The organism is Pleurocapsa sp. PCC 7319 (assembly GCF_000332195.1).
Lineage (GTDB): Bacteria > Cyanobacteriota > Cyanobacteriia > Cyanobacteriales > Xenococcaceae > Waterburya.
This window is the reverse complement of sequence record NZ_KB235922.1, coordinates 5,479,452-5,504,525: the sequence shown is the minus strand read 5'-3', so window position 1 is coordinate 5,504,525 and position 25,074 is coordinate 5,479,452. Positions and strand designations below refer to the sequence as shown.

The 25,074-nt window shown below is 38.0% G+C and carries 18 protein-coding genes and 1 other RNA gene; 9 read left to right on the top strand and 10 right to left on the bottom strand.

Features of this window, described 5'->3' with window-relative positions:
* Positions 1–3: 3 nt before the first annotated feature.
* The 5 genes from PLEUR7319_RS0129060 to thiL form a co-directional block, all read right to left on the bottom strand.
* Positions 4–828, bottom strand: coding sequence for a PHP domain-containing protein (locus tag PLEUR7319_RS0129060; RefSeq protein WP_019508746.1), 825 nt, complete (start codon positions 826–828; stop codon positions 4–6).
* A gap of 133 nt (positions 829–961) precedes the next feature.
* A complete protein-coding gene (locus tag PLEUR7319_RS0129055) occupies positions 962–1,717 on the bottom strand; it encodes a YebC/PmpR family DNA-binding transcriptional regulator (RefSeq protein ID WP_019508745.1) in 756 nt (251 codons plus the stop codon).
* A 261-nt stretch (positions 1,718–1,978) separates the two neighbouring features.
* Positions 1,979–3,682 carry an AarF/ABC1/UbiB kinase family protein gene (locus PLEUR7319_RS0129050; protein WP_019508744.1) on the bottom strand — a complete coding sequence of 568 codons (1,704 nt, stop codon included), beginning with the start codon at positions 3,680–3,682 and terminating at the stop codon, positions 1,979–1,981.
* A gap of 92 nt (positions 3,683–3,774) precedes the next feature.
* Positions 3,775–5,736 carry an ATP-binding protein gene (locus PLEUR7319_RS0129045; protein ID WP_019508743.1) on the bottom strand — a complete coding sequence of 654 codons (1,962 nt, stop codon included), beginning with the start codon at positions 5,734–5,736 and terminating at the stop codon, positions 3,775–3,777.
* A 300-nt stretch (positions 5,737–6,036) separates the two neighbouring features.
* Complete coding sequence (gene thiL, locus PLEUR7319_RS0129040) at positions 6,037–7,038, bottom strand: thiamine-phosphate kinase (protein ID WP_019508742.1); 1,002 nt, start codon at positions 7,036–7,038, stop codon at positions 6,037–6,039.
* A 324-nt stretch (positions 7,039–7,362) separates the two neighbouring features.
* Here thiL and PLEUR7319_RS0129035 point away from each other — a divergent pair, with 324 nt between their 5' ends.
* Positions 7,363–9,261 (top strand): EAL domain-containing response regulator, encoded by a 1,899-nt coding sequence (locus PLEUR7319_RS0129035; protein WP_019508741.1) that lies wholly within the window; start codon positions 7,363–7,365, stop codon positions 9,259–9,261.
* Here the strand turns inward: PLEUR7319_RS0129035 and PLEUR7319_RS0129030 are convergent.
* Positions 9,258–10,199 (bottom strand): NAD(P)H-dependent glycerol-3-phosphate dehydrogenase, encoded by a 942-nt coding sequence (locus tag PLEUR7319_RS0129030; protein WP_019508740.1) that lies wholly within the window; start codon positions 10,197–10,199, stop codon positions 9,258–9,260. The genes PLEUR7319_RS0129035 and PLEUR7319_RS0129030 overlap by 4 nt on opposite strands.
* A gap of 445 nt (positions 10,200–10,644) precedes the next feature.
* On the opposite strand from PLEUR7319_RS0129030, the gene dnaK reads away from it, so the two are divergent.
* The 5 genes from dnaK (at position 10,645) to PLEUR7319_RS0129005 (ending at position 16,048) form a co-directional block, all read left to right on the top strand.
* Entirely contained in the window at positions 10,645–12,567 is a 1,923-nt protein-coding gene (gene dnaK, locus PLEUR7319_RS0129025; RefSeq protein WP_019508739.1) for a molecular chaperone DnaK, read from the top strand.
* A gap of 297 nt (positions 12,568–12,864) precedes the next feature.
* Positions 12,865–13,746, top strand: a complete 882-nt coding sequence (locus PLEUR7319_RS41005) for a hypothetical protein (RefSeq protein ID WP_019508738.1) — start codon at positions 12,865–12,867, stop codon at positions 13,744–13,746.
* A gap of 19 nt (positions 13,747–13,765) precedes the next feature.
* On the top strand, positions 13,766–14,305 hold the full coding sequence (locus PLEUR7319_RS0129015; RefSeq protein ID WP_144054397.1) for a hypothetical protein: 540 nt from the start codon (positions 13,766–13,768) through the stop codon (positions 14,303–14,305).
* A gap of 50 nt (positions 14,306–14,355) precedes the next feature.
* Positions 14,356–15,309, top strand: a complete 954-nt coding sequence (locus PLEUR7319_RS0129010; protein ID WP_019508736.1) for a PrsW family intramembrane metalloprotease — start codon at positions 14,356–14,358, stop codon at positions 15,307–15,309.
* Between the two features lie 13 nt (positions 15,310–15,322).
* Positions 15,323–16,048 carry a DUF1361 domain-containing protein gene (locus PLEUR7319_RS0129005; RefSeq protein WP_019508735.1) on the top strand — a complete coding sequence of 242 codons (726 nt, stop codon included), beginning with the start codon at positions 15,323–15,325 and terminating at the stop codon, positions 16,046–16,048.
* A gap of 129 nt (positions 16,049–16,177) precedes the next feature.
* Here PLEUR7319_RS0129005 and PLEUR7319_RS0129000 read toward each other — a convergent pair whose 3' ends face one another.
* Together PLEUR7319_RS0129000 and PLEUR7319_RS0128995 are read right to left on the bottom strand one after the other, a co-directional pair.
* Positions 16,178–17,851: a mechanosensitive ion channel family protein gene (locus PLEUR7319_RS0129000; RefSeq protein ID WP_019508734.1), complete on the bottom strand. Its 1,674-nt coding sequence runs from the start codon at positions 17,849–17,851 to the stop codon at positions 16,178–16,180.
* Positions 17,852–17,959: 108 nt separating this feature from the next.
* Positions 17,960–18,892, bottom strand: a complete 933-nt coding sequence (locus PLEUR7319_RS0128995) for an NAD(+) kinase (protein ID WP_019508733.1) — start codon at positions 18,890–18,892, stop codon at positions 17,960–17,962.
* 155 nt (positions 18,893–19,047) lie between these two features.
* On the opposite strand from PLEUR7319_RS0128995, the gene ssrS reads away from it, so the two are divergent.
* The 3 genes from ssrS to PLEUR7319_RS0128985 all read left to right on the top strand — a co-directional run bounded on the left by ssrS (position 19,048) and on the right by PLEUR7319_RS0128985 (position 22,936).
* Positions 19,048–19,232: non-coding RNA, 6S RNA (ssrS, locus tag PLEUR7319_RS39000), on the top strand.
* Between the two features lie 131 nt (positions 19,233–19,363).
* A complete protein-coding gene (locus PLEUR7319_RS0128990) occupies positions 19,364–20,638 on the top strand; it encodes a pitrilysin family protein (RefSeq protein ID WP_019508732.1) in 1,275 nt (424 codons plus the stop codon).
* A gap of 345 nt (positions 20,639–20,983) precedes the next feature.
* On the top strand, positions 20,984–22,936 hold the full coding sequence (locus PLEUR7319_RS0128985) for a pentapeptide repeat-containing protein (protein ID WP_019508731.1): 1,953 nt from the start codon (positions 20,984–20,986) through the stop codon (positions 22,934–22,936).
* Here PLEUR7319_RS0128985 and PLEUR7319_RS0128980 read toward each other — a convergent pair whose 3' ends face one another.
* Both PLEUR7319_RS0128980 and PLEUR7319_RS0128975 read right to left on the bottom strand, forming a co-directional pair.
* Complete coding sequence (locus tag PLEUR7319_RS0128980; RefSeq protein WP_019508730.1) at positions 22,937–23,596, bottom strand: response regulator transcription factor; 660 nt, start codon at positions 23,594–23,596, stop codon at positions 22,937–22,939.
* Between the two features lie 39 nt (positions 23,597–23,635).
* A complete protein-coding gene (locus PLEUR7319_RS0128975) occupies positions 23,636–24,904 on the bottom strand; it encodes a sensor histidine kinase (RefSeq protein ID WP_019508729.1) in 1,269 nt (422 codons plus the stop codon).
* Positions 24,905–25,074 lie beyond the last annotated feature (170 nt).

Below are 25,074 nucleotides of genomic sequence, written 5' to 3'. Positions count from 1 at the left end.
TAATTAATTAGGGCTTGCTGCTTGCTTAATTGACTCCAGTAAACTCAAGGGTAGATTGAACTGATTTAGTTGCCAGCGTTCATTTTCTGGATGTTCTAGATCGCTGCCATGATAATCCGTTCCCCCCGTAATTAATAAATCATATTGCTGACATAGTTGTTTTAGGCGATTTACCTTATTAGCAGCATGATGAGGATGATAAACCTCAACACCCATTAATCCAGCCTCAACAAGTTCAGGTAAAACTTCTTCCACTTGCCCTCCACGAAACAAATAAGGATGCGCCCAAACAGGAACACCTCCACAAGAGCGAATCAAGCGAATACCTTCTTGAGCAGAAAATTTCTCATAATGGACATAAGCTGGTTTGTCTTCGCCGATAAAACGTTCAAAAGCTTCTTGCGTCGAGTTAATATAACCTGCCCTAACCATCGCATTGGCAATATGGGGACGACCTAAAGCCATATTACCGTCAATATTTTCTAATTCTAGAGGATAGCCCATTGTGGCTAAGTTCTCTACCATTTTTTGGGCTCGGCGCTTTCTGCCGGCTAAACGTTCGGCAAGAGGAGCTTCTAATAGGTCTTTTTGAGGATAGTAACCTAAAATATGAAGAGATCGCCCATTATAAACAGTACTTAATTCTACTCCTGGTACAATTTCCATCTCATAGACAATAGCTGCGGCGATCGCTTCATCCCAACCGTGTAAAGTATCATGATCGGTAATTGCCAAGGCTTTAACTCCTGCGTTTGCAGCTCTTTCTACCAACTGTTGTGGAGTTAAGATGCCATCAGAATAGGTGGTGTGGGTATGTAGTTCAATCATGATTATTTGGGTTTCGGAGTTCGGAGTTTGGAGTTTGGAGTTCGGAGTTCGGAGTACTCCCTGCGGGAGAAGCTACGCAACGGAGTTCGGAGTTTGGAAGCGAGAGTAATCAGTAATCAGTAATCAGTAATCACTAACTGCTAGTTGCCATCAGTTTTTCAGTCATTTCAAAGTTGGCAGTGACGTTTTGAACGTCGTCGAGAGATTCTAAAGTATCGATGAGTTTTAAGAGCGATCGCGCTTGTTCTGGGTCAGTTACTTCAATATTATTGTTGGGTATCCAACGGAGTTCTACGTCTCTAATTAAAAAATCGTACTTTTTTAAAGTCTGATTCAAGTTTTCTAAGTTGGCAACTTCGGTAAATACTTCTGCAACATCTCCATCATCATATATTTCGTAGTTATCTGCTTCTCCTTCCATAGAAGCTTCTAATAGTTCTTCTTCTGCAACTTTTTCTAAAGTGATTACTCCTTTCTGCTCAAACATCCAGCTAACACAACCAGTTTCGCCTAGATTGCCCCCGTTTTTGGTAAATGCAGATCTAAGATAGGCAGCGGTGCGATTACGATTATCGGTTAGGGCTTCGATTAATACGGCTACTCCACCAGCACCATATCCTTCATAACGAATTTCTTCGAGGATGGCATCATCATCTTGATATGTTCCTGCCCCTTTAGCTAGCGATCGCTCAATATTATCATTAGGAATCCCTGCTGCTTTAGCTTTATCAATTGCTGTGCGAAGTTGAAAATTACCATCAGGATCGGGAATACCATTGCGGGCAGCGACAATAATAGCGCGAGACAATTGGGTGAATGTTTTACCTTTTTTGGCATCGACCCTAGCTTTTTGTCTTTTGATATTAGCCCACTTACTATGTCCTGCCACGGTTTATATTTACCTCTTTTTGATCAAGCTATTTTTTTTATTTTACAAGTTAGACATAATCACCGAGGCTACTGATTACTGATTACTGATTACTGATTACTAAGCTCCTTCGAAGCTAAAGTAGCAAATAGCAAATAAGTAAGTAGGCATAATAATTTATAAAACCTAGGTAGTTAATCTTTTCCCTATCACCCATCCCCTAACCCCTAACCCCGGCCAAAACCGTTTTATATTTAATTTCACCCACCTACTTATGACTGATTACTTATTCTGAGCCATCTTATACATCTTCTCTTTGACTGTCATACTCATCAAAGAACGCAGTAGCAGAATAAACCAAAAGGTGGAAAAACAAAAGAGAGCGATCGCGACACCTTGTAACTGTCCAACTAATAATACTGAACCCGATAATAAGCAGAAACCAGAAAGACAAGTATAGATTAAACTTTTAATTCCCAACTGAATTTGTTTCAGGGCTCTTTCACTCTCAGTTGCTCTAACTTTTACCTGTAATTCTCCCAAATCTAAGCGTGATTCCAAGCGCATAATCGATAGTTGTGTGCGATTGGGCTGCTTCAGTTGATATTGAATAAAATCTTTAGTTTGTCTGGCTAAAGTACTGAGCATACTACCTTGTTGTTGAGAAAAGGCAATTTGTTTTAAAAAAGGTTGAGCCGCAGCGAGAAGATTATATTGAGGATCGAGAGCGCGAGCAATACCATCGAGGGTAGTCAATGATTTAACAATAAAAGTCATCTGGGGCGGGAGACGAAATGGCTGTTGCTCAAAAATAGAATAAACTTCATCAGTTATCTGTTCAAATGCTCTAACATCAACAGGTTTATCGCTAAACTCTTGAATCATAAAAGCAATCATACGCTTGACGGGTGTCATGTCAGCAACGGGTTCAATTAATCCCATATAGATCAGGGTTTCGACTACCTCGTCGGCATCTTTTTTTAAGACGGCAAAAAATGTTTTAACCATTTGCTCTTTGGCAATGGTTTTAACTTCTGCCATTGTGCCAAAGTCATAAAAAATAATTTCTCCCCGTTGACTGACTGCCATGTTACCTGGATGGGGGTCAGATTGAAAAAAACCGTCTTCTAAAAGCTGTTTTAAATAACAGGTAATTCCTAGCTTAATTACTTCTTTAGTATTGATTTTATTGGCTTCTAAAGCAGGGCGATCGTCAATCTTGATACCTGGTAAATATTCTAAAGTTAAGACTTTTGAGGTGGTATATTGCCAATAAACTTGAGGTACTGAAACCCGGTGATACTGTTGAAAATTATCTCGAAAGCGTTCAGCATTTTTTCCTTCATGGATATAATCAATTTCTAAATATAAAAGCTCAAAAAATTCGCGATAAATTGCCTCTAAGTTAAATTTTCTGATGTCTTTAATTAAACGATTAAGCCATCTAACCAAACGGTGTAGAATCTCAAAATCTAAATTAAATAATCTCTCTAAACCAGGACGTTGCACCTTGACCACAACATCTTCTCCTGTGTGCAGCCTAGCTCTATGTACCTGACCTAAACTAGCTGCTGCCAAGGGGGTAGGGTTAAACTCAGCAAATAGTATCGAGACAGACTTACCCAGTTCCTGTTCAATAACAGCGATCGCTAACTCGGAACTAAAAGGTGGTACTCGATCTTGTAGTTGACTAAATTCTTGGATAAATTCAATCGGAATCAAGTCAGCGCGGGTAGATAGAGCTTGCCCCAGTTTAATAAAAGTTGGTCCTAGATCGAGAATATTTCTGACCAACCATCTGGCTAATCGATGTCGTCGTCGGGGTGAACTACTACCAGTGACTTTATCCCACCATAGAGAAGTTAACAGTTTAATGGCAATACCAAAAATTTTAAGCTGACGACAAAATGGCGTATAAGGGTAACTTCCTAAGGATAATCGGAATGATCTTAAATTGGAGAGCTTTTTACTTTGATGCCATTTCATAAAAAGATGGTTAATTCGACCGGATATTAGGTGAGACTAATTGAAAGCGATCGATTATAATCATTGCTAATTGTTAAATAAATATTAACAGCCTAACGGATAGATGGTTGAAATTGAGGTAATCGGACGATAAAAGTGGTCAAAAATAGCAACGAATCATCTTCTATTGGTTCGCTAGTGACTTCGATCTTACCGTTAAGATGTTCGACCAGATACTTGACTAACGTCAAGCCCAGTCCTGTACCCGGTACTGCATGATCGGTTACACCTTTGCCACGACGAAACTTATCAAAGATATAGGGCAATTCTTCAGAGGTGATTCCGGCACCACAGTTAGAGATCGCAATTACGATATCTTTGCCTTTTGTAGTCTGGTGACTTTCGGCTGTTAATTGAATAACAGTATTACGCTCAGAGTATTTACAAGCATTTAAAAGCAATTCATTAATAATATGTTCTAGGCTTTCGGCGTCAGTATCTATTTTTAAATTGGAATCTGAGATTGAAGTTTTGATTTGAACTCCTATGTCTGATTGCCATTGGACAGTAAAAGATTGAGCTAATTTATTAATTATTTGACCTAAATCCAGTTCTTGAGGACGATAGATCAATTCTCCAGATTCAACCTGTTGCAAAGTTAACAAGTCTTTAATTAGACTATATTCGCGCTCCCACTCCTGTTCGAGAATATTTAAATATTTGGTTTGCATATCGGAAGGTAGTTGAGCTTGACGCAACATTTTAATAGCCATTTTCATGCTGGTTAGAGGAGTTTTTAACTCATGACTCATGCTATTCATAAAGTCATCTTTCAACTGATTTAACTTTTCCAACTGCTCAATATGTTGGCGCATTTTTGCCGATAATTTGCCTTGTACATCAAGACTCCATTTCAATTGTGCAGTTCTTTCTTCAACAATTGACTGTACTTGAGTTAAGGTTTGGTGATGAATAACAGCAGTGCTAATTTGCACACTAACCCAATCAACTAAATTCAGTTCCTCTTCTAACCAAGGACGAGCAGCGTTCTGTTGTAAAACTAGAAACCCCAAAACTACTCCTGGCTGGGACTTACTATTTTTTTTGCCTATTAAAGGCATCATCAATAATGCTGAACCAGTTTTTTGAATGGCATCGGGAAGCTGTTGCGGACTTAGATCGGGAAAAGCCACATTTGACTCAAATTTTGAGCATTGGGGAGCGATTTGCCAAGCTTGCTGACACAAATTGGAATCATCAAAGCTAAAAGAAAGTTGACCTGGAGATGGTAAACTTTCTGTCTGAGGACTCCACTTAGAGACAACTTGAACTGTTCCTTGGACAAACTGTTGGCGATGACCTTGGGCTTTTAAGGGATGTTGATACTTCAACATTAATACCATGCCTCGATCTACTTGGAGAGTTTTACAGATCTCCCCCAAACAGTTATCAAACAATAGTTGAGGATTGGAATTTTGACTAATACCTTGACTGAGCTTATTCAGCAGAGCTTGATATTGAGTTTTGGTAGCTACTTGTTGCTGAAGTTGTATTTGAGCTAATGAGATCGCCATTGATTCTGCAATCTTGGCCAGCAATTCTTGTTCGGAGTTGGTCCATCCCGAGGTAGCAGATTTAAATAATAAAACTAAACCGTTAGTTTGATGCTGATATTTGGTTGCTACTCCCAGCCAAGTTTTGGTCGGTAAAATTTTCTGAAGTGAGTATTCAAGAGAATTGACATTAGGAGATGCTACACCGCTAATAATATGAGATTGGCAAGCATCGTCAGTCTTGAGAGGCAAATTTGACAATTGCTGAATAATTTGGTTGCGAACAATTTCAGAATCAGGCTTCTCTTGCCAATAGCTAATTTCGTTAGCACTACTGGAGTTGACCTTAGTAGAAACAACAATACAAGTATCTACTGCAAATAGTTCACCAACCCTGCCCGCCAAGGCTAACAGAACGTTGGAAAAATTTGAGCTGTCGAGAATAACTTGCAGAATACTCTTGCTAATCTGGTCTATCTCTGAGGTTTGTTGCATGGTTTTGGACCAATCTTGCTGCTTCATAACCAGAGGTGAGATTGTAGGGGGGGATGATGTTGATAAGCTATTATCAGTTTTACTTCTCATAATCTAAAATATTTATCTATTCTCTACACAGAGATGAAACAGATTAGTTAGGAAGCTTATAAGTTTCTCTCACAAGTACTAACATTCCCATTTCTACTCAATTTATATCCAAGGTAAAGATTTTTGCTGAGATGATTAAACCAGTTTTATTGCTAGTAACTTCTATCTACTTTGTTAGTTACCTCCAACACAAAATAGACTGTAATATATTTAGCATTCTAGGATGACTCACCATAATTAAAAATGTTGAAATCCTTTACCTATATTTAATACTTGTTCTTGATTTAAATCGTTGGTGTTGTCAATTTGAATTTCTGGATTCAAAGTCACTTCACCAATAACTGCAGCTTCACAACCCAACTCTTTCACTAATACAGCAGCAAAATCCTTAGGAAGACATAAAACTAGTTCAAAATCTTCTCCTCCGTAAAGCAACCATTCCCAGGCTGTCTTTATTTCTGCTAGCTTAGTTAATCCTGGAAAAATTGTTAAGCTTTCTTTATCGATTCTTGCCCCTACACCACTACACCGGCAAATTTGTATGACTGCATCGGCCAATCCATCACTACTGTCCATACCAGCGATCGCAATCTCAGGGGGTATTTTGGCTAAATATCTGAGAATATCCAATCTGGGTTTGGGTCGTTGGTGAGCTAAAATTAGTCGTTCACGCTCTGGAAATTTTAAACCACTTCCTTTGCTAGAATCAAGCAATAATTCTAATCCTCCTCGAGAAAGCCCGTGAAGACCAGTAATGACAATCGCATCTCCTGGTTTTGCCTGGGAGCGCCGAATTACTTTCTGGGGAGAAACCTGCCCAAAAGCAGTAATAGCAACACTAGCTACGGTGGAGCGACAGATATCTCCCCCAACAATTGGAGTCTGATAAATCCCCAAACAAGCATTCATCCCTTGATAAAGTTCCTCGACCCAATTAACTTCCTGTTCCCCTGGTAGAGATAGACCCACTGTAATTCCCAGAGGTTCAGCTCCCATAGCTGCCAAATCGGACAAATTAGCGGCAGCAGCCCGCCAACCGACATCAAAAGCAGTAGTGGTGCGATCGCTGAAATGAACTTGATCCACCAACACATCGGTAGTAACTACTAAAGAGCGATCGGGATTAGTTGTCAGAACGGCTCCATCATCTCCTACAAGATCTTGAGGACAAAAACACTGTAGCTTATTTAATAAACTGTGTTCACCTAGATCTTTAACGAGAAGCGATCGATCACTCATAGCAAATTAAAATTTATGGTCTGAAAATATTTAATTTTCAGTTCTGTCCTTCAATGTGTTTGTGGAGAATTATTTTATTCTTCAATCTTAGTCATTTGAACCTCGCCAAAACATAACTCAAATTGGAAACTAAAGATTAAGAATCACAAAAAACTTTACAAGATTTCTATTTGTCTCTGATCCATTGTCCATTTTGGAAAAACAGGGATTAATTATTCGGAAACTAGATCACACCCTGTGGAGATATTTACGTGTTAAAAATGGACTATATATCTGCAAAATTAGTTAGATCTAACTATTGAAGTCAAGATTCAATTGTATTTAATGGAAAAGGCGACATTAGCGACCAATAAATCTACCGTATTACCTAACGATATTTTAATTGTTGATGATACTCCCGATAACTTACGTTTATTATCAAAAACCTTGATTAGAGAAGGTTATAAGGTTCGTTGTGCTATCGATGGGTCAATGGCGCTATTGACGATTAAAACTAAGCTTCCCGATCTAATTTTGCTGGATATAAATATGCCAGGTATGGATGGTTTTGAAATTTGTCAACATCTAAAACAATCAGAATCAACTAAAGATATTCCGATTATATTTGTTAGCGCTTTAGACGAAATTTTTGATAAAGTTAGAGCATTTGAACTGGGAGCAGTAGACTATATTAGTAAGCCTTTTCAGATTCCTGAAGTACTCTCTAGAGTTAGTAATCAATTAAATCTACAAAATTTGAGAAAGCAGTTAATCCAAAAAAATCAGCTTCTGCAAATAGAAATTAGTAATCGAATTGCTGCTGAAGTAGAAATACGTCAGCTTAATTTTGATTTAGAACAAAGAGTTGTCCAAAGAACGTCTCAATTAACAGCTGAAATTAACGAACGACAAAAAATTCAAAAAAAATTAGAATACTTGGCTTGGAATGATACATTAACAGGTTTACCTAATCGATTATGGCTGATTGAAAAGTTAACCAAAATATTGTCTCTGACACCTCAAGAAGCAAAGTCTCAATTCAGCTTGATTATCTTAGACTGTAATCGTTTCAAAATAGTTAATGATTCTCTTGGTCGTCAAGCAGGAGATAAATTATTGGCAATGGTAGGAGAGAGATTAAAATCAGAGATTATAGCTCAAGATATTCATCTCACTCATTTTGGAGAAGACAAATTTGCGTTCTTACTAGAAAATTTAGAAGATACAAATTGTGTAATCGAACTTGCTCAAAGGATACAGCAATGCTTGTCCCCCGCATTTATTGTTGAACAAAGAGAAATCTTTATTGCATTCAATATGGGAATAGTTTTAGATAGTTCTAGTTATCTAAAACCAGAAGATATCTTTAGAGATGCAGATTTGGCAATTCAAAAAGCGAAAAATTCTAGTAGTAATTACTATCAAGTATTTGATGCCACAATTCAAAATAATGCTCTCGAAATCCTCGAAATTGAGACAGATCTTCGTCTCGCATTGAAACGTCAAGAATTCTATCTCAATTATCAACCGATAATTTGTTTGCATACAGGCAAGACCAGAGGATTTGAAACTTTAGTACGTTGGCAACATCCTCACAAAGGATTAATTTCTCCTGGAAAATTTATTCCGATTGCCGAACAAACCAATTTAATTCTGCCGCTAGGAATGTGGATTCTCCATCAAGCTTGTCAACAATTAAGTATCTGGCAAGAACAATTAGTCAATCAGGAGAATTTATTTACCATTAGCGTTAATATTTCTGCCAAGCAGTTTGAACAAGAAGATTTTATTGAGCAATTAGACCAAATCATTGACGATACGGGGATTGATGTTAGGCATCTCAAGTTAGAAATTACCGAAACATTATTAATGGAGAATGCAGCGATCGCCGATCGGGTAATCAATCAACTTAAAGCTAGACAAATCAAGCTGGCAATCGATGATTTTGGGACAGGTTATTCTTCCTTGAGCTATTTAGATCGTTTTCCCGTAGATACTCTCAAAATAGATCGTTCTTTTGTCAATCGCTTAGATGAAAAAAATCAAGCTTCGACGATTGTTAAAGCGACATTAGATTTAGCTCACAATCTTGGTTTTAATGTTGTCGCTGAAGGAGTAGAAACCCAAGAACAGGCAGAACAATTAAAAGATTGGGGTTGTGAATTTGCCCAAGGATTTTTTTATGCCAAACCTTTAGATGTCCAGTCTGCATGGCAGTTTCTCCCCAAGAATCTAGCTAATTAAATATCTAAATCGCAAAATTCTGGTTTTAGATCTCGCTCCATAAGAGCCTGAATAGCCTCCTGAGGGGTTATCTTACCTCTTAATAATCGATGTACTTGCCGCGCGATCGGAACCGCGATCGCTTCTAAATCTGCCATTTTAATCAGTACATTTGCTGTATTGACTCCTTCTGCTGTGCCTTCAAGATTTTCTAAAATCTCGTCTAAGGTTTTTCCTTGAGCTAGTCCATAACCGACTTGATAGTTACGAGATAAAGAACTGTCGCAAGTGGCAATTAAATCTCCCAGACCAGACAAACCAAAGAAAGTCTCTCCTGATGCTCCTAAATGAGTACCAATACGGATCATTTCTGGTAAAGCGCGGGTAAGCAAGGCCGCTTTAGCATTAGTGCCTAACTTCATCCCATCACAAACCCCCGAGGCGATCGCAATGACATTTTTTAACGTACCTCCTAGTTCTGTACCGATAGGATCTTCATTGACATAAACTCGAAAAGTATCTGAGGCAAAAATCTCTTGTACTTTTTCCGCTGCGGTCAAATTATTACTAGCAACTACCGTCGCCGCAGGTAAGCCTTTCGCAATTTCTTTGGATAAATTAGGACCCGATAACACTACTACAGGATTTTCAGGAAAAGCTGTTTGCCATATTTGTGATGGAGTACGAGTAGTTTCCGGGTCTAATCCTTTAGTCGCAGTGACTATTATTTTGTCTGAAGGAAAATTGAGTTGCTTTAACTTCGCAATAGTTGGAATTACTCCTTTCATCGAAACGGCAGAGATAACAATAGGTGCCTCTTTAACCACAGATTCGAGGGATTTGTCACCACGATGTGACCAAAAATGAACGTCATGGTTATTGTTCTTGGCAATCGTGCCCAAAGCAGAACCCCATACTCCAGTTCCTAAAATAGCGACAATATAAGATGGAATATTCACAAAAACGATCTCAAAATAATACTTTTAAACTTTATTAATACTGTAAAAGAGATTGTGCTTTTTATTAGCTCGGCATACAAAAATAAACACCATTGTTGATTTAAACTATCTCAAAACTCTTGGCACAAGACCCACTTAAATGACTAATTATAGAAAAATATTACTTGGCTCTATATACCGATAGTAGCGAGATTCAAAAATTTTAACGAGATTAATATCGGTAACTTAAAGTCAAGAACTTATCTACAACCGCCATCCTCAGGTTCGGAAAACTACACTACCTAAGAGCTATCATCAGCTTGCACTATGTATAAAGATGATGTGAAAACTGAGGCGAGTAAAGCAAGCCAATTTTAAAGTCACAAATAATCTATCGCATTGTATATTGCACTGACTCAAAAAAATTTTAGTTTTTGTTGTTAAATTTCGGAGTATTACATAAAGTATGGCAAAAGTTGTTGGTATTGACTTAGGAACTACTAACTCTTGTGTAGCAGTGATGGAAGGGGGTAAGCCCACAGTTATCGCTAACGCGGAAGGTTTTAGAACTACTCCCTCAGTTGTCGCTTATGCTAAAAACGGCGATCTTCTAGTTGGTCAGATTGCTAAACGTCAGGCTGTAATGAACACTGGCAATACCTTTTATTCAGTTAAACGCTTTATTGGACGCAAGTACGATGAAGTAACTAACGAAACCAAGGAAGTCGCCTATAAAGTAATTAGAGACAGTAATGGTAACGTTAAGCTCGACTGTCCTGTACAAGAAAAGCAGTTCGCACCAGAGGAAATTTCGGCTCAAGTTTTACGTAAATTAATTGAAGATGCTAGTAAGTATCTAGGGGAAAAAGTCACTCAAGCGGTTATTACTGTACCAGCGTACTTTAATGATTCTCAGCGTCAGGCGACAAAGGATGCTGGAAAAATTGCTGGGGTAGAAGTTTTACGTATTATTAACGAGCCTACCGCGGCATCTCTGGCATATGGTTTAGACAAGAAAAGTAACGAAACCATTCTTGTGTTTGACTTAGGTGGTGGTACTTTCGACGTTTCTATCCTTGAGGTGGGAGATGGCGTATTTGAAGTGCTGGCTACTGCGGGTGATACCCACTTGGGTGGTGACGACTTTGATAAAAAAATCGTTGACTATTTAGCAGAAGAATTTCAAAGAAACGAAGGTATCGATCTTCGCAAAGACAATCAAGCTTTACAGCGTTTAACTGAAGCTGCAGAAAAAGCCAAGATTGAACTTTCCAGCGCGACTCAAACTGATATCAACCTTCCTTTTATTACTGCAACTCAGGATGGACCCAAACACTTAGATGTTTCCTTGACTAGAGCTAAGTTTGAAGAACTCTGTTCCGATCTAATCGATCGCTGTCGTATTCCTGTAGAGCAAGCCCTTAAAGATTCTAAGCTGGCTAAAGAGGCGATCGACGAAGTAGTCATGGTGGGTGGTTCAACTCGCATTCCTGCGATCGTTGCAGTTACCAAAAGAGTTTTAGATAAAGACCCTAACCAAACTGTTAACCCTGACGAAGTAGTAGCTATTGGTGCGGCAATTCAAGCTGGGGTTTTGGCTGGAGAAGTTAAAGATATCTTGCTCTTAGACGTTACACCTCTCTCTCTTGGTGTAGAAACCTTGGGTGGTGTAATGACCAAGATCATTCCTCGTAACACTACTATTCCTACCAAGAAATCGGAAACTTTTTCTACTGCCGTTGATGGTCAAACCAATGTAGAAATTCATGTTCTACAGGGCGAAAGGGAATTTGGCAAAGACAATAAGAGTTTGGGAACATTCCGTCTGGATGGTATCCCTCCTGCTCCTCGCGGTGTACCCCAAATTGAAGTTACTTTTGATATCGATGCCAATGGTATCTTAAACGTGACTGCCAAGGATAAAGGTACTGGTAAGGAACAATCAATTAGTATTACTGGGGCATCAACTCTCCCCGATGATGAAGTCGATCGCATGGTTCAGGAAGCTGAGTCTAATGCTGCTGCGGATAAGGAACGTCGTGAAGCAATCGATCGCAAAAATCAAGCTGATTCCTTGGTTTATCAAGCAGAAAAACAACTTAGTGAACTTGGAGACAAAGTACCTGCCGATGACAAAACTAAGGCTGAAGGTTTAATTAAAGACCTTAAAGAAGCTGTGGCATCGGAAGATGATGAGAAGATTAAAACTCTCTTACCTGAATTACAACAAACTCTCTACAGCATTGGCAGCAACATCTATCAACAAGGTGAGGGGGCAGCAGATGCTGCACCAGGAGGCGCACCAGGCGCAGAAGCTCCTCCAGAAGATGCTGAAGGTAGTAGTAGTGGCGATGATGTCATCGATGCTGAGTTTTCCGAAACTAAGTAAGTGAAATAGAAATAGTTAGAGAAATATCTCAAGTATGAATATATAGAGACACACCACCATAGATGTGTCTCTTTTTTTTGCGAATATCGAAGCTAATAGCTATTAGCTAAGAACAAAGCTTGTTGATCGACATATTTGAAATGGTAAGCTATATTTTTGGAGCAGTAGTAGATTTGTTTTAATCAAAGTTTTAAGAATTTTGTGAGTTCATAAAACAAATATAAACAGCAATAGTATTACTACTAAAACCCGATAAATAAGTAATTTCTTCTTGGAAAAAAGTTGAACTGAGTGTAGATGATTAAACAACGAGTAAAGAAATTTGCAGAGAAGATTACTCCCATATTTGCTGCTGCTGTACTTGGTTGTTTTACCAACCCAAATCAATTCGCAACTGCTCATAGCGTATGTGGACTTAATAAAAAGCAAGCATCTTATAGAACTAATAATTATTTAATTTCTATTTGTTTAGGAGAAGCAAGTTATCAAGGTGTAGTCACTTACCTTGATGGAACAGGATACAAGCGTTTTCCAATACAAAAAGAAGGTCGAAAATATGTCGGGATTGAGGGCAATAACAACTACATTATCGATGAGAAAACATTTGTTCTTGGAACAGATGGAGAAGAGCCCATAAGAGAAAGAGTTGTTGAAGTGAATCAAGAAGCAGCTTTTGATAAATGCACTACTCCCTTTCCAACTAGTTCTACTGCCAATGATTTACTAATGTATGCTGAGTCTAATGGGCTAATTATTACTTGCTATCCTGAAAATATGCAGGTAAGGGGCAATTACTGTAGTACTGAGGGATGTGGATATTCCTTTACCTTTAAACCTCAAAATAACGCTTTAGATGATGCTGAAGTTCAGATCTTTCTACCAACTGGAGTTGCCACATCTAGAGCAGCAGAAAGGTTTGTGACTGGTGATAATGGACTATTAGAAAATAATGGCTGGACGATTGTAAAAAAAGCTACTCCCCCTCAAGATTTAAGATATCCTTGGGTCAAAAAAATTATTACCTTTGCCAATGATTACGAAATGATGGGACATATTCTTTTGGGAGAATCAATGGGTCAAGCAATTCAGGTTACAGTGTTTTTTCCAGCGGAAATGTCTAGTGATTATTGGTCTTCAGCTAAGCCAATTTTAGATAATCTTGAGTTTAATTTTTATTGATTTTATTTAACTATTCTAAATGATGAAAAAATACAAATTGCTAATTGGAGTTTCTCTGTTAATTAGTATTGCTTTGTTTGAAAAAGCGATCGCGATTCCCCTACCCAAAGCCTATATTAACCTGGCGGGGGCTGGTGGAGACTTTAGTTCTCGAACAGCAACTTTTCGAGTAAGGGATCACAGCACTGCTACGAGCATTGGCAATGGTTTGAGACTTTATGATGCCCATGTAGAAAAAATGATCGAAGTAACTAATCATTTTTGTAAGGATGAAGAGTCAGAATATATTTTTTATTGGAACTATGAAGCAGATGCAGGAAGAGTTTTTATGGGAGAGTTTCCTATCTCTTGTCAATTTGCCAGAAAAACTTTTCAGAAATTTGGTATTAGTGCAAATGAGACTATAACTGTCAATCATCGTGGTAATCCCAAACCAGAAGCAATAGCTACTCTGGCTCTAAATCAGCATAACGGCAAACAGTTTGCTGCATTTGTACAAACAATTAAACCTCAATGTCTGGAGACGACACCAAAAGTATGCCCAGGCGATCGCTTATAACCTATTTTTGCTTGCTGCTTGGCAATTAACTTTGTTTTTGGGCTAACACCATGTCTTTATCCGATCCAGTTGCGATCATTCTTCCTTTTCTCTTTTATATTTGGTTAGTGCTACAAATAGATCGCTACGAAAAAGAGCCCTATGGATGGATAATTGCAGTTTTTTTTTGGGGTGCTATCCCCGCCACCATGCTGAGTATGGTAACAGAAATTGGCTTGACAATTGCCATACGACCCTTTTTCGACCAAAATACTTTGACCTATATCAATTATGGTTTGATTACTCCGATTGCAGAAGAGACATTCAAAGGATTGGCAGTTGTGCTGATGTATTTTTTGGTGCGTCGAGAATTTGATGATTGGGTTGATGGCATTATCTATGGCTCCATGGCAGGATTTGGCTTTGCAGTAATCGAAAAGCTGTTGCAGTCTAGCAGCGTTATCGATCCAGAAGTCTGGCAAGAAAATTATCTGATCAACATCATTGCTTTTGGATTTGCTCATGCTATCTATACCGCTTTTATTGGAATTGGTTTCGGTATAGCCCGCCTTGCTCCTAAACAAAGAACTAAGTGGCTTGCGCCTCTTGGTGGATGGCTCGGTGCTGTATTAGCCCACAGTGCTTATGATTTAGGTAATTTCTATGGTCAATCCCATGGCAATCAAACCCTAATTTGGAATGCGATCGCCTATTTGATTCCAGCAGGAGTCATGATTTATCTGATTATACGGGCAATTGCCTATCAAAAAAGCAGATTGCGACAGTATTTACCTGAAGAGGTCCCCCAAACAATTTTAGAGTCAAATTACTTTGCTCTTTGTGGCAAAAAAAATAATCAGCAATCCCGTTTTCAGCTTCAAAAACCTCAACCCCGTAAATTCATTCAGCTTTGTGGAGAATTAGCTCAGCGTAAGGAACAACTTGCCAAGCTAGGTGAACAGGCTAAATTCAGCCATGATATTGAACCTTTAAGACAGAAAATTAGAGCCTTACAAAGTCTTTAAAAACCCGATCAAGATGGATATTGAGATTTACGAAGAAATTCTGTTTAGTTATTTATTTTTACGACTTCCAATTATATTTTTCTTCAGCTTGGCTGCATTAGGTTTGGAATGGATGAGGAGCCGACTTTATCAAGGTCGCTTTTATAAACCCTTCCTGCTCAATATTATTCTTGCCTGGATTCCATTCCTACTTTCGATCTCTGCCTATATCTTATTTCTCAGAAGTGGATTTAATGAAACTTGGACAGTATTAGTTCTATTGGCTATTTGGTTCGTTTTCTTTCCTAATTCAGTATATTTAATCACTGAAGTTCATCACTTTCGCGATCGCTTTGCTGATGATGCCAAAGACCCTTTTTGGTTTGACAATATCGAAATTCTTTCAATTGTCGGGGTAGGACTATTAATTGGTAGTCATTCCCTAGCTATCATCCACTTTTTATTACGAAATCATTTAACTAATGCATTAAGTTGGATCGCTATAATCAGCTATGTCTTGTTGGCTAATTTCGGTATTTATATCGGTCGGTATTTGCGATTTAATAGTTGGGATATTGTTCGTAATCCTATTAACCTTTTTAAACAGGTTATTAATGAATTAAGTGTCTATTCTAAGGCAAAAGCTTTAGTTCTCTACACATTTTTATTTAGCTTTTTTATAATCACGTTTTACCTATTCGTTAACTTGAATATCGAGAATCTTTATACTTTAGGAATTCGCATTCAAGAACTCCAGTGATCATCTCTGGAAATAAATACTGCTCTCCAATATTTGAAAAACATTAATTTCTCGCTAAATTTCACTGTGAAACTTTCTAAAAAACACATGAAAAGCTGATAGCTGATAGCTGATAACTTAGAGCTAATCTTACTTTTTAAGATTAGGATATTGCTGAGAGATCAAGCCTTTTAGCAAATAAAGTAAATGACCTTCCAATTGAGGGGAGAGTCTAAGAGGTAAATCTTTAGTGCTGAAATTAATATCTCTTTGGGGAAAGGGAATCTGAATTTGTTGTTCGCGAAAAATTTCTTCAATTCTAAAATACAGATCACTTTTGAGCGGTGCTTGGCGGCTAGGATCGGACGTCCAAACCAATAGCTCAAAATCAAGAGAACTATCACCAAATTCAGTAAAAAATACTTGAGGCTGAGGGTTACGCAATACCTCCAAATGCTCTTCTGCTGCTTTTAATAAAGCCGATTTAACTTTGGTCACATCAGAGCCATATTCTACTCCAATAGGTAAGTGTATACGGGAGACGCTTCTACGGTGATTCCAATTGACTACTTCTTCACTCAAAAAGCGTGAATTAGGCACAATGATAGAAATTCGATCTAAAGTTTTGAGTACAATACTGCGGGCATTAACTTCTTCCACTACGCCTAAGTGTTCTCCCACCTGAATAAAGTCTCCTACTTGAACTGAACGTTCAAATAGCAATACAAGTCCGCTAGCAAAGTTACGAGCAATATCCTGAAAACCCAAGCCAATACCTACACCCAAGGCACCACTTGCAAATGCTAAAGAACTTAAATTTAAACCATAAGCCTGAAGCAAAACTATGGTGACGAAAGAGATTAAACCATATTTAACAACAAGTGAAATTATCTCTTGCGAACCCCTAGTCATTCTGGTAGCTTGCAAGACATTGGTACGCAGCAAATTAGCAAGATAGTTACTAATATAGAATGAAATAATCAGCAATCCTATTAAAATTAGTAGACCAATAATTGAAACGTCATTCCCCCCCAAAGGAAAGAAGGGTTCTTTAAAGGTCTTAACTGCTATATCGAGAAGTAAGTATAACCCATCCCTGGTGAAGTAGAATAGATGGCAAATAACCACAATTGCGACTAACCATAGAGCAAATTGAGCAAATCCTAATTTAAGACGAAATAAGGTAGTTAAGTTAGAAGCTTGAGAACTAGTATTGCTAGGTAATCCTGGGATAACTCTTTGAATTGCCCGCCTTAGGGGATAGGTTTGTAGCTGATCTAAAAGTCTCGATCCCAATAAAGTCAGTACCAACAAGATACAGGCGATAATTGCTTGACGCTGGATATAAGCAGGAGTTCTCTCTTTTTTCGCTTGCGCGATCGCATCTGTTATTTTTTCTTGTAAATCTTCCGCAGCTTGACGTTTAGTCTGCCCACCGATAGTTTCTTTTTCAGTAACGGTCAGCAGCTCTTGGGGATCTTCTCGAGAAACTAATTCTGACTCGCTATCTGGATTTTGCTCTGGCTGCCTTTGATACAATAAATTAAGTACAGGCAGTCGATTTTTTTCTCTAATTATTACCTCGTCAAAGTCATCATCTTCAACTGCTTCTCTCAATTTTTCACGAATATATTCTGCTCTTTCTTCTGCGGAGCTATTACCAGCTGTACCTACAGAGAATATTTTTCGACCATCAATCAATACAGTAGCTTCGGGCAAGCCAGAGTCGTTATTTTGACTCAGTCCAGGACTAATATTGGTTACTAGAATTAGGATAGCAGTAACTACTGTCAAAACAACCTGGGAAAGTTTTTTAGACCACATCGATTATTCAAGATTTAGGAGTTGATTTAGTATTTCTATTCTTTAAAAACCATTGAATTGTGTTAGTAGCACAAAAGTTCGTGGGTTAAGTGGCTACACTAACAATACTTACTTTTTAGCAGAATTTTGTTCCTCGTTTTCATAATGTACTCTAGTCCCTGCCCATTGTAGTTTTTCTCTCAACGTATCGTAAAAAGAATAACTTTCTCGCAGAAGGATAAAGTGCGCTTGGCAATTGGCCATTTTAATTACTACTCTTTGACCGGGCCAAATAGTTGCACCTAATGCACCATCTGTCCATAGTTTAGTGTTAACTTCATAGTCTCTCAGAGGGCTAACGCTAACTACACTTCCAGGAGGTAAAACTAGTGAACGACCAGAAAGACTAAGAGGACAAATGGGAGTAACCGCGATCGCCCACATTCCTGGATGTAAAATTGGACCACTGGCCGAAACAGTATAACCAGTAGAACCAGTGGGAGTTGAAACTAATAATCCATCTCCACTATACTGATCGACTAGTTGACCATCTGCTTCCATTTCTAAGATTGAGGTAGGCATACGATCAATACTTGCTGGTTTGATGCACATTTCATTCAGACAATGAAATGTCTCGCTGACAGGGGTTAATTTAGTTCTTTCGCCCTCAAATATCTGTGCTTGGAGCATCATGCGTCTCTGAACAGCATAAAGATCCGACTGTAAACGCTCCCATATAGTCTCTGTTTGCCGAAATAGTTCAAACGGTTCAGTCAAAAATCCTAAATGTCCACCCACATTTACCGCCAAAATTGGTATTTTTTGGGGTGCTAATTGTCTAGCAGCAGACAAGATAGTACCATCTCCACCTAAAACAACTGCCAAATTAATGTTAACCCCCGAAGAAGCTAAAAATACAGGATAGGGATTATCTTTAATGCCGCTAGGTCCTAATAGAACCTTACATTGGCGAGCTTCTAATTCTCCTGCGCATTTTTCAGCCCATTGTCTACTATTTTTGTCCCCTGCCTTATAGGCAATGATTACGTTTTTTAGCTCCACTATACTTTTGAGACGGGTAAATCGATCAATACCTTCTCATACTATCGTTCTCATCTAACTTTGTGGCTGAATACAGGTTACAAAAAATTATTCCTCATCTCTTATTCCTCTATTTCCCCCTTGCTAAATCTAAAAAACTGATTATTATAGTTAAAGTACCACTACTGCGTTGGTGACTACCTGCTAAGTTTATTGATCTATGCTTAATTTTATGAGGGAATAGCGAGTATTTCCGTGGAAGTATACCGAGCTAGTACTCGGAAATGGAAGCGAAAGTAGCCAATTCCCATCCTGGTTCTCCAGGTCATAAACTAAGGTAAAACGGCGTGGCGGTGGGCTATATTTATCTTCAAAAAATTAATTTTAGTTGCATATCTACAACTTGTCACAAGTTTCTGTAAAAAATTTTACAGGTAAGACAAAATAGAAAGAGTTATCATTGGCTATACTCAATGCTAATGTAGCTAGTTGATGCCAAATTTATCACAATCTCTTTACCCAGTACAGTTTAAAGCTAATACTTTTAAATTAAGCAACGGATTAACTGTAATTCACCAGTATTTACCTGCGACATCTGTGGTGGTTACGGATATCTGGGTTAAAGCGGGAGCCATCTCTGAACCTGGGGAATGGTCGGGAATGGCACATTTTCTAGAACATATGATTTTTAAAGGTTCTCCTAACGTGATGGTGGGAGAATTTGACTGGCTGATTGAAAATACTGGGGGAATTACCAACGCTGCTACAAGTTACGATTATGCTCATTTCTATTTGACTAACGCCGCATCTCACATCGAAAAGACCTTGCCTCTTTTAGCCGACATCTTGTTGCGAGCAACTATCCCCGATGAAGAATTTATTCGCGAACGAGATGTAGTTCTGGAAGAAATTTATTCAAGTCATGACGACCCGGATTTTGTGGGATTTCAAGCTTTGTGTCAAAACACTTATCAGTGTCATCCCTACCGACGTCCGATTTTAGGAGAAAAAGAATTATTACTGGAACATACCCCCAATCAAATGCGCTGTTTTCATCGGACTTATTATCAGCCAGAAAATATGACAGTAGTAATTGTTGGCGGAATTGAACCAGAAAAAGCTTTATCTTTAGCCAATGAGAATTTTAGTGAGTTTAGTGTGCGTTCTGAATGTCCCCCTATATTGATAGAAGCAGAACCTCCCGCGATCGCTATTCGCCGCCAAGAACTATATCTCCCCAGAATTGAACAGTCACGTCTTTTGATGGCCTGGATTTGTCCTGGTGCAGAACTTTTGGAGGAGGCGATCGCTCTAGATTTAATTGCCTTGATTTTGACTGGAGGTCGCAGTTCGGGATTAGTACGAGAACTTAGGGAAGAACGACAGTTAGTTCTGAATATTGACTGTGGTCTTTCTTTGCAAAAAGACTCGAGTATGTTCACCATCAATGCTTGGTTAGAAATTGAATATTTAGAGATGGTAGAAAATATAATTTGCGATCGCCTTAACCGATTACAAACCTATCTGATCCCTGAAGCAGAGATCGCCCGTGCGAAACGACAGTTAATTAATGACTATATTTTCTCCACTGAGACCCCTAACCAGTTGGCAGGATTATATGGATTTTATAATATCATCGCCACAGCCTCTGATTCGGCTCTTTATCCCCAAATCATTAGTCAACTACAGCCCGAACAATTACAGGCGATCGCTAGCCGGTATTTATCCCCTGAACGTTATGCTGTTACGATATTAAAGCCTTGTTAGTTAATAAAGGGAGCGAAGCTCTTGGCTATCAGCTTTTAAAGATAAAGTTCTTAGTCGTTAGTCATTAGTTTTTAGTCGTTCAGATATAGTCTTGAACTGCGGAATGCAGGGGACAGCGGGTAGTGGGACGGGGCTTATAAACTAAGGAGGAAACCTCCCTAGACAGCCCCTCGTCTTATACTCAAACGAGTTTTTAGCACTCTTTTTTAAACTAAATACTAAAAACTAAATACTAAAAACTTCAGATAAATATTCAATAATTGAAAATTGATAATGGACAATGGACAATTACTTCTCCTTAAATAAGAGGAAGATTGACATTATTAATTATTAATTGCTCTGTTTATGGCTGCTATTGTTAAATCATGGTGTATGCTCATTGTTGCATTTTGCCTAATTTTATTTATATTGAGTCCCTTAGAAGCCAATGCTCAATCAGAACAGCGTATTTATTTGACTCCAGAAATACTTGACCAGCAAGTTAATAATCTAGTTCAACAAGAAGGAAAAGATACGATTGATTTAAGTAATTATATTATTGATATCTCCAATCCAGATAGTGAATTTAGTCAACAATTTTATCGGGAAATCAGAAGTACTATCAATAGGGCTACTAATTCTATCAGTCTTGACTTAAGTAACTCAATTATTCAGGGAGACTTACAACTTAATCAACTGGGTATTTTGACTTCTTTAGGAACAGGAATGCTGTCTTCAACTTTTACTCCTTTAGAACAAGAAAAAATCAATCAATATTACCCTTTAGTAAATAATGTCAGCCAGCAAATTCCTAGAGCTAATATCTTGCGTTGTGGATTTAAACTTGACAGCACTATTTTTACAGGAGAAGTAAATGCAGCTAATAGTCTTTTTTTACAGCAGCTAACAGCTACCTCAGCCAAATTCCAAGGAGTAGTTAAACTTGAGCAGAGTATTTTTGGTCGAGAAGTAAACTTTAGTCAAGCTATTTTCAATCAGAATATTAATCTATCTCGATCTCATTTTTTTGCCCCAACAAAATTATATCAAGTCGAATTTCAAGGAATTTTGGATTTTAGCAATAGTCAAATTGAAGCATTTATTGAATTTAACGAAGCTAAATTTTATCAGTTAGCTGATTTTACTCGTAGTGTATTTATTCAACCAGCAGATTTTAGTAAGACTATTTTTCGCGATCGCTTAGTTTTGGCAAAAGCTAAATTTCTAGATGCCCTCATTTTTATTAATAGTACTTTTGAGAAAAATATTACTTTTCGTGATATTTATGCTAACTCAATTATTAATCTACAAGATGCTCATTTGCTTGATAGAATTGACTTTAGTAACGCCTTTTTAACTCCCACTGTAAGTCTTAATGTTTCTGGCTTAGCTTTCGATTCGGCTGAAGCAAAAATCATCGGTGAAACCAATGTAATTGGTAACTTCATTAGAGTCGAACGTTTGGAAGGAAATGAAACAGTATTGCGTAATTTGATTCGTAACTTTCGTAGCTTAGAACAAATAGCTGATGCCAATCAGATCGAATATCAACGAGAGCAATTAAGAGCTAAACAACTAAGCGATCGCTTAACTAAAATATCATGGTCTAAAATATTTAGCTGGAGCTGGCTTAGTCTCATACCCCAATGGTTGAGTTTGAATTTATTATTATTACTCGGAGATTATGGTACCAATATCAATTTACTGTTCAGTATTGGTATAGTCATAATCGCTTTTTTTGGTTTTTTATTTTGGCTGCTTGATCGCTATCGACCCAGAATTTCTCAGCCAATAATACCTAATAACTACGAAATTATTGTGATGGGTATTAGTTATCTTATCCTGACTTTTTTAAGTATTCTCAATATTTTTATCGCCAGTAATCGACCTGGGCTAACCTTAGTCTGTATTGCACTAATTTGCTTACCAATACCAATACTTATAATAAGTTTGATTTATAGACGAGGAAGATATCATAAGCTGTTAGATACGACTTACTTTGTAGAAGATGGTTCGATGCGGCAGTTTCGTCTACTTTTGGGTCGTTTGCCTATTATGCCGCGATTTCCTTTTTTTCGCGATCGCTATCAGCCAATTTTATGGCAAAAACGTTGGAATTGGTTAAACTATTACGACTTTAGTGCCAACAACATCTTCAAGTTAGGATTTAATGATATCCGCCTTCGAGATCGACATCTACCAGGACTGATTGCTACTTTAGTCTGGTATCAATGGTGCATAGGCGTTTTATATATTATTCTGCTATTGTGGACACTTTCACGAACTATTCCTGGTTTAAACCTGTTAATTTATTTTTGATTAGTACATTTCTATTTGATTAACAAAAACTGCAACTTGGGTGCGATCGCGCAAATTTAACTTACTCAAGATACTAGTAACATGATTTTTAACCGTTTTCTCAGAAATATATAATTTTTCCGCAATTTCTCGATTATTTGCCCCCTGAGCGATTAAATTTAAGACCTCTCTTTCTCTAGGGGAAATTTCAGCTAGTTGGCTAGAGATATTAGAGGTTGCAAGTTGAGGTTTAGCAGATGTCTGTAACATCTTCTCCAATAAACCCGAGCCCATATAAGTATGACCTTTATTGACCGCGCGGATTGCCATTGCTAAGTCTTCCGGGGGACTATCTTTAAGTAAATAGCCCTTGGCTCCATAGTTCATGGCTTGGGAAATGTATTCATCGTCATCGAAGGTAGTGAGAATTAAGATCTTTATTTCAGGATAATGCAGATGTAATTCTTTAGTGGTGGCTACGCCATCCATAATTGGCATTCGGACATCTAATAAAACGACATCTGGTAATTGAGATTCTTGTTTTAAAGAGGCGATCGCATCCAAAGCTTCTTCTCCATTTCCGGCATCTCCGACCACAGATAAATCATCTTGAAGTTCTAATAGGCTTTTAAGCCCATGTCTAATGATAGTTTGGTCGTCAACGATTAATATGCGAATCACGTTTAATCATGAATTAATTATGGATAAATATGGTAATGGTCAATTGTCAATAGATAAGATTATTTGTTGAGGAATAATGATAGTGATGGTGCAACCACAGTTAAAGTCGCTACATATTTGTATATTGCCATTTGAAGCAGTGACTCTTTCTTGCATTCCCTGAAGTCCAAAGCCTGTCGTATTTTGTTGGGGATTGAAACCTTTACCATTATCCTCAATTAAGAGACATAGATGTTCGGGTAGAGTTTGTAATTCTACCTTAACTGATGTGGCTTCACTATGTTTAGCGATATTAGTTAAAGCTTCTTGCACTATACGATAAACAGTTAGTTTTACTTCTTCTGTAAGAGAATAATTAAGGCTTATTGAATAGTCAGGAACAATTCTGGTTCTGCTAGAAAATTCTTGAAACAACGAAATAATTGCTGGTTCTAAGTTTTTCCCTTCTAAAGGATCGCTGCGGAGAGTATTTATAGAGTGGCGAATTTCTTGGAGGGCTGTAGCGACTAATCCCTTAGCTTCAGTCAAAAATTGATAAGCTTTATGGGGATCGGCTTGCCAAAAAGCGATCGCATTATTTAATTGTATTGTTTGGGCAGTTAGAGCATGACCAACTGAGTCATGAATTTCTCGGGCGATACGGTTACGCTCATTTACTGTTGCTCTATCCTCGGCTTTTAAGGCATATTGACGTAGTTGTTGCCGCGCAATAGCTAGCTGCTGCTGGCTTTTATATTCTCGCAGCACAACATTAACTAAGATACAGATTAAAGTTATACACAAAGCAACTTCAATTAAACTGCTGATAATGGTCATGCTAATTATCTTGTCATATTCTTCTACAGAAATGCTCTGAAACTTAGATACACGAGCCTGAAATTTCGGGAAATTGCGCATATAGGCTGTAGAGGGAATTAGAGATACAAATAGCAAAATATTCGCCAGCCAATATTGTCTCGGCTTGAAGATTAGACCGTTACGCATCGCAACAATCAAATAGGCATATATAGACCAAAAAGACTTTTTCGTTAAGATAGTTGCGAATATAATGAGTGCTAATTGTAAGCTAAAGTAAAGCCATTTATGAAAATCACTTTTTTTGGGTAATTTGAAACCCATCGCTCCAAGTAATAATAAACAAAGAAGAGATAGGGTGAACGTTAGAAAAATTGATTGCTCGGGTGTATCGTATTCTGCTGTAATGTAATGGTCAGGTAGCTCGCCCAAAATTGCCGAACCTAACAACATACACTCTAACCAAAGAAATAAACCAAAAGGATAAGTTTTAAGTTGCTTGAGACGATTCATTAGTAACCAGTAATCAATAGCTTGTTTCGATCATAAATCCAGTATCTTAAACTATTGGTTGGGATAGAATTAGTAAGATCTACAAAATCTTCGGGAGATATTTCCAGCTCAGTTGCGATCGCTCCACTTAATTCTTCACTGAAATAAGGTTAAGTTATCTATAGCTTCCA